General features: G+C 38.5%; 1 protein-coding gene and 1 pseudogene. One reads left to right on the forward strand and one right to left on the reverse strand.

Features of this window, described 5'->3' with window-relative positions; all coding sequences use genetic code 11:
- Positions 1 to 95 precede the first annotated feature (95 nt).
- Positions 96 to 5,912 (reverse strand): G5 domain-containing protein, encoded by a 5,817-nt coding sequence (locus QP439_RS02530; protein WP_285387467.1) that lies wholly within the window; start codon positions 5,910 to 5,912, stop codon positions 96 to 98.
- 215 nt (positions 5,913 to 6,127) lie between these two features.
- On the opposite strand from QP439_RS02530, the pseudogene QP439_RS02535 reads away from it, so the two are divergent.
- A pseudogene (locus QP439_RS02535) lies at positions 6,128 to 6,652 on the forward strand (transposase); the annotation flags it as partial.
- Between the last annotated feature and the right edge of the window lie 92 nt (positions 6,653 to 6,744).

The following is a 6,744-nucleotide window of genomic DNA, read 5'->3' on the forward strand; positions in this document are numbered from 1 at the left end:
ATAGCAATAGTTAAAACAACTTTTCTTAATGCTAAAATTATCCTCTATCATCTCTATGAAAATCTCTCGTTACTATCAAATTGGAAATTTCATGCTCAATTTTTTCTTTTTCTAACACTCAATCCCAAACCCAAGAGAAGTCCGATTGACCCAAGCACAAATAAGTTTTTATCATCAGTATTCGACGTCCTTGGTAACTCCTTAGCAGAATTCGCTAATTTTCTATCAGAACTAAGAATCACATTCTCATTCGAAGGAATTAGAAGTGTTTTCTTGTCTTCTTCTCCTTCTACAGCTTTGGTCCCTATTAAGACAACTTGATAGATCGGTTCCTTGGTAATATTGTTAGATAGCACACGACGTGTTTCTACACCATTGTCACTACTAATTTCTGTAATGATGGTACGCTGACCTTTCTCTCCTGCAATCAAGACCTTGGTTTGACCTTTTGGTAAGTTAGCACTATCCCTATATTCAGTAGTAAAGTCAGTTTCCTCTATGCGGATTTCCACACTTGGTGTTTCAACTATTGGAGATAGAGGACCATCTTCTGGCAGAGTACGACCGATAACCTTCGACCCCTGATAGATGATTGTTGGGGTTGCTTCTTGCTCAATCTCACTTGTTTGAGAGAGGATCATTCCAGTACGTATTCCATGGTCTGTTTCATAGATCGTTACAATCTTACGCTGACCTGCACGACCTTGAACGGTCTGACTTTGACCTTTCAGAAGCGAAGTGTCCTCACGGTACACAAGCACTGGTGCGATTTCTTCTGTGCTAACAACGTTTTCTCGACTCTTAATAGGCTTAGTACCAACTAGGGTAATTTCAGGTTGAGAATCCACTACATTTTCCTCACGGACAGAGAGGACCTTGTCTGTTTTCACACCATCTAATGTTTGGTATAGCTTCACAACAGTCTTAGAACCTGCACGACCTGACTGTTTCAGCTGAGTTTGATCTGTATAAAGATCAGAGCTAACCTCAGTCAAGCGTTCGTACGGAATTGATACCGTTTCACGAACTTCTTCTTTCCCTTCAATAGCTTTGATCCCTATTAAGACAACTTGATTAATCGGTTCCTTGGTAATAGTGTTAGATAGCTCACGACGTGTTTCTACACCATTGTCACTACTAATTTCTGTAATAATGGTACGCTGACCTTTCTCTCCTACAATCAAGACCTTAGTTTGACCTTTTGGTAAGCTAGCACTATTCCTATATTCAGTAGTAAAGTCAGTCTCCTCTATACGGGTTTCCACACTTGGTGTTTCAACTATTGGAGATAGAGGACCATCTTCTGGCAGAGTACGACCGATAACCTTCACACCCTGATAGATGATTGTTGGGGTTGCTTCTTGCACAATCTCACTTGTTTGAGAGAGGATCATTCCAGTACGTATTCCATGGTCTGTTTCATAGATCGTGATAATCTTACGCTGACCTGCACGACCTTGAACGGTCTGACTTTGACCTTTCAGAAGCGAAGTGTCCTCACGGTACACAAGCACTGGTGCGATTTCTTCTATGCTAACAACGCTTTCTCGACTCTTAATAGGCTTAGTACCAACTAGGATAATCTCGGGTTGAGAGGCAACTATATTTTCCTCACGGACAGAGAGAACCTTGTCTGTTTTCACGCCATCCAGTGTTTGGTATAGCTTCACAACAGTCTTAGAACCTGCACGACCTGACTGTTTCAGCTGAGTTTGATCTGTATAGAGATCAGAGCTAACCTCAGTCAAGCGTTCGTACGGAATTGATACCGTTTCACGAACTTCTTCTTTCCCTTCTACAGCTGGAATACGAGTGTAGTCAATTATCATATCACGTGTAACATCTTCTGGAAGGGAAAGAATATAACTTCTTCCATCCTGTGCTAAAACTAGGTTTTTACCTTGATATTTAGCTTGATAACCTGTCACAACTGGAGCCGTTGACTGATCTGTTCCAACACGTCCTGCATTACTACGGTCGTTAGGATAAGTTATTTTTATTGTCTCTGACGGTAATTTTAGTACCCATTGTCCAAGTTTACGATAATGAATAGCATCCACTCTTGCTGGGATATCTGGAGTACTTGATAATTCTGGTTTCCCCAATTCATTTGCTAGGTAACCACTCACAACTGGAGCTGAAACTGCTGGAAATTTATTTTGTTCAGCAATCCAACCCGTATAAAGAACAGCTTTGGTTACAAGATTAACAGTTGCTGTTCTTCTATAATTAAGAACAGCTTCGTGAGCAGGCGCAATTTCCTCACCTTGTGTATTCAAGAAACGAGTCGTACGACTAACCGACTTCTGTAAGTCTTTTTCTGTCAAACCAGCTGGCCAAGTAAGCTTCAACTGGCTATCTACCAATGAATCTTTTTCTTTATACTGACTAGCATCAATCTTCTCCACCCTTGGTGTAAGCACAATAGTAAATTGAGTAACCACACGACTGTTGTCACCATAAACAGGAGTTAGTATCTGATGAAATTCATCTGTAACAATCCGATAACCTTTGTTCAAGAAAGATAAAATTTCCCTGTCTACAGACTTACTATCAATCACTTCACCTGTTTTTCCAGTTAAAGAAACAGTTGATAAGACCGCTTTATTAGATTGATTCACAAAACGAATCTGAGCACTTTGATTATCTTTATCATAACGAATGATGCTATCTTGGGTGGCATCATCAGGACGTGGTGCTAGATATCCTTCTGCTGGACGATCCGTATTTTTCAAGGTCAAATAATTCCCATCTTTCCCAATCGCACGGTAACCCGCTATATAAGGAATGGTAACCGTACTATGATTGCCGATAACACTCGCATCTAAATAGCTATTGGGATAAGATATCCTATTCATTTCAGAATTTGGAGTTTGAACAATCCAAGAACCTAATTTCTTATAACGGACACTAGTTGTCACCGAAATTGGTACCAAAGTATGAACATCTTTTTCGATATTTTGGTTAGTAATCAAAGATCTATCAGCCAAATATCCAGCCTGTATAGGAACAACAAGACTGCCAAACTCTGACTTAGCCAAGACCCAAGAACCATAAGTAACCGTACCTTTAACCAGATCAACAATAGCATTACGACTATAAGCGACTGTCTGTACTGTATCTGGGAAAACTTTTCCGTCATCAGCAACATAATGTATAGTTCGGATTACAGTTCTATTCAAATCATCGTAGCTCAAACCAGCTGGCCACCTTAAGTCATTGTTGATATCAGGATAAAGGAGAGAATCTGCCACTTTTGGATCCGTTGGTTCAACAGTGCGAGTACGGATTGGCAGACGAACATTGGTAGTATCCAGTGGAATATCTGTCACGCTATCCAAAGTCCCTGTTTGAATACCTGTTACAGTCGCCCCCTCATCCTCTGGTTGCCATTGGAAAAGAAGGGTACGATTATCATATTGAGTAACAAAAGGCAGTTTTCTACCATTAGATAATGTTAAAACCAGGCCTTTTCGAGCAAGTACCTCACCATCATAACGTATAGAAACTAATTTATCATCTGTCGTCACTTGAGCAGAAACTGCCCGAACCGTTGGATTTAAGAAATCCCAGTTAAACTTTCTAAAGGAAAGAGTATAGTCATTTTCACCATCTTCACTGTGCTCATAGAGAAGACCAAACTCACCATTACCTAGATTTTGAACAGAATTATAAGCAAACTTACCAGCTTGGACCAAATTATGTCTGATCCATTTCAAACTACCATCTGATTGAACTTCTGCAAGTCGAGCATAACCATTTTCACGACCACGTCCATTAGCATTTACTAATACAATGTACTCCCGACCATTTTGCACAGTGTGAACTGCTGAAAGTTGTACATAAACATCTGGAATATCACTAATTGTTTCAACAGCACCCCAAGTAGCACCACCATCTTTACTAGTAGAAAATTGAACATGACCACTTCGATTACGCATAAACATCTTGAGTGTTCCATCGTTTAACTCGACAACAGTAGCCTCAGTCAATTCTGCTGCTGTGTTTCTCATAGTATTAGAATTCAAAGCTTCCCCTCTGAAGATACGACCATCATTAGGAGAAGCTCCCATATGCCAAGTCAAACCATGATCATCAGAATAAATTACACGAGAAGACTGAGAACCATTGAGATGAGATACATAATTAGTTGAATACATAGGTACTACTAAACGCCCTGCATATTGACCATGCTTCAATGCAATACCTGAACCTGGACCCGTACCCAAAAATTTCATCCAATCTTTCTTTATCTGGGGTGTAATGTCCCTTGGTGCTGACCAAGTTTTTCCGTCATCATTGCTCTCTGAAATCCATATAAAATTATCCTTGGCTACACGAAAAGGCGAGTCAGTTGTTGGGGTAAAATATATATTTCCCACTAACTTACTACCATTATACAAATCACCTGTATCACTGTACTTATTTTCAGACTGAGTCGATTTAGTGATTACATGATAAGATGTCTTTTGATTATTACTATCATAAATATAATCATCTTCCCGAATAGTATATTTCTCATTACCCTTATATACTATCTGATATGTTCGACCATTGACAACTGTATAAGACTCTTCACGAGTAACACTCATACCCAAAATTCCTTGTCCTTCTGGAAAGACATCGTAGATAGAATAAATTTTCTTTGTCTTGGAATCTTGTACTAAAACCATATCAATAGAAGTAGGAGAACCAATATTAGCATTTCTAGCTCTTGGATTATCACGAATATTTAAAATATTAATTCGTTCACCCCAAGTTTTGCCTCCATCCTCACTTCGACGAACAACCATTCCAATATCACCCCAGTCAGAATAATGCAAACGACGTTCATCTGCCCCTGCAATTATTGTACCATCATTCGTTTTCAGCAAAGATGGTATACGATAAGAATAAATCCCATCACTATTTTTCTGACCATTCAATCCAGACTGAAAAACAGCCTTATTATCTGTTAATTCAGCTGGATCAAGAGCCTTGTTCCCCTCAGGATCTCGAAGAAAAATAGTACTTCGTTGTCCTACCTCTGTGTCACTGAAGGCATAATCATAAATCGTTAGATTACGGATATCTAGATTAGTCCCCCAAACTTTACCATTTCCACGTTGCATAGCTCCTAACTGCATATTGGTCAAATTTTGCATAGCTGTCAAAAAAAGACCAGATTTAGCAGAAGATTTTGATAACCTACCATTAACATAAAGTTTCGCCTCACCGGCATCTACATTAACATTAGGTCGAGAAATAGTAAAGGTTAACGAATTCCACTCATTAGGACGAATACTTTCCTTTCCATCTTCAAAACGATCGTACTGATAGCTCCCCTCTTTTCCTGTTCTAGCCTCTACAACAGGCTTGTTTCCACTTACTCCTAAAAGGAAATACTCATTTCGACTTGAAGTACTAGAGGTAGAAAATACACTATATAAATTCGGTACCGTTTCTGTTGCTTTAAACTCAACATGAACAGTAGCATTGGTCAAATTCTTGACTTTTGGTAGATCTGAACTAAGGTCAGTACTCTTATCTGCATTATTATTTGTCTCCACGTCATCTACCGATACCACTTCTGAATTCTTGAATATCTCACGAGCATAGTAATCGTCTTCTTTTTTCATCTCCTCAGCACTAGCTGTTACCTTGACTACTGGAGCATCTTCTACTGTATTTGTATGATTAGATATTTTGTTGGAAGTATCATCACTAGAACTGGACACCGTACTGCTTCCTATAACATCAGTTCCTTCTATAACAGCAGGTTCTTTCTCAAGTTCAGCTGCACTAACAGGACTAGACACTGAAGCTCCAAAAACCAACGCTGTACCTAATAAAACAGAACAAAGCCCAACTTTATACTTACGAAAAGAGAATAGTTGTCGCTGATTTGATGATTTTATTATTTTTTCTTTCATATTAAACCAATTTCTAACAATCAAAGGATACTATTTTTGAAGACTGAAATTTTGTCTATCAAAATCCTATAAATTTAATTATACCCCAATTATCAAGTCAAGTGCAAGAAAGTTGTTCTTCTGATTAAGTGAACATCTTGCAATCTATTTGACTTGGCTAAACAGCTTCTCTTTCTAATTTCTAGGCTCAGGCTAAAACAGTTCACTGGAATGTTTTACTCCAACATCTAAGCCGTGCTATGAGTCGTGTGCGTGTTCAAATTATGAATCAGTTTGAGCGAAAATCTCATGAATACAAGACTATCAAGCGTTACTGGAAACTCATTCAACAGGATAGTCGTAAACTCAGCAATAAGCGTTTTTATCGCCCTACTTTTCGTATGCACTTAACCAATAAAGAGATTCTTGATAAACTATTAAGCTATTCAGAATACTTGAAACACCACTATAATCTCTATCAGCTCTTGCTTTTTCACTTTCAGAATAAAGAGCCTGACAAATTTTTCGGACTCATTGAGGACAATCTAAAGCAGGTTCATCCTCTTTTTCAGACTGTCTTTAAAACCTTTCTAAAGGACAAAGAGAAAATAGTCAACGCCCTTCAGTTACACTATTCCAACGCAAAATTGGAAATGACCAATAATCTCATCAAACTTATCAAGCGCAATACCTTTGGTTTTCGGAACTTTGAAAACTTCAAAAAAAGGATTTTCATCGCTCTGAATATCAAAAAAGAAAAAGTCTGGGACAAAAGCTGTACTGCACCCCAAAAGTTAGACAGAAAAAATCTAACTTTTGGGGTGTTTTATTATGAAATTGAGTTATGATGATA

It is taken from the genome of Streptococcus sp. UMB1203 (genome assembly GCF_030217725.1).
Taxonomy (GTDB): domain Bacteria; phylum Bacillota; class Bacilli; order Lactobacillales; family Streptococcaceae; genus Streptococcus.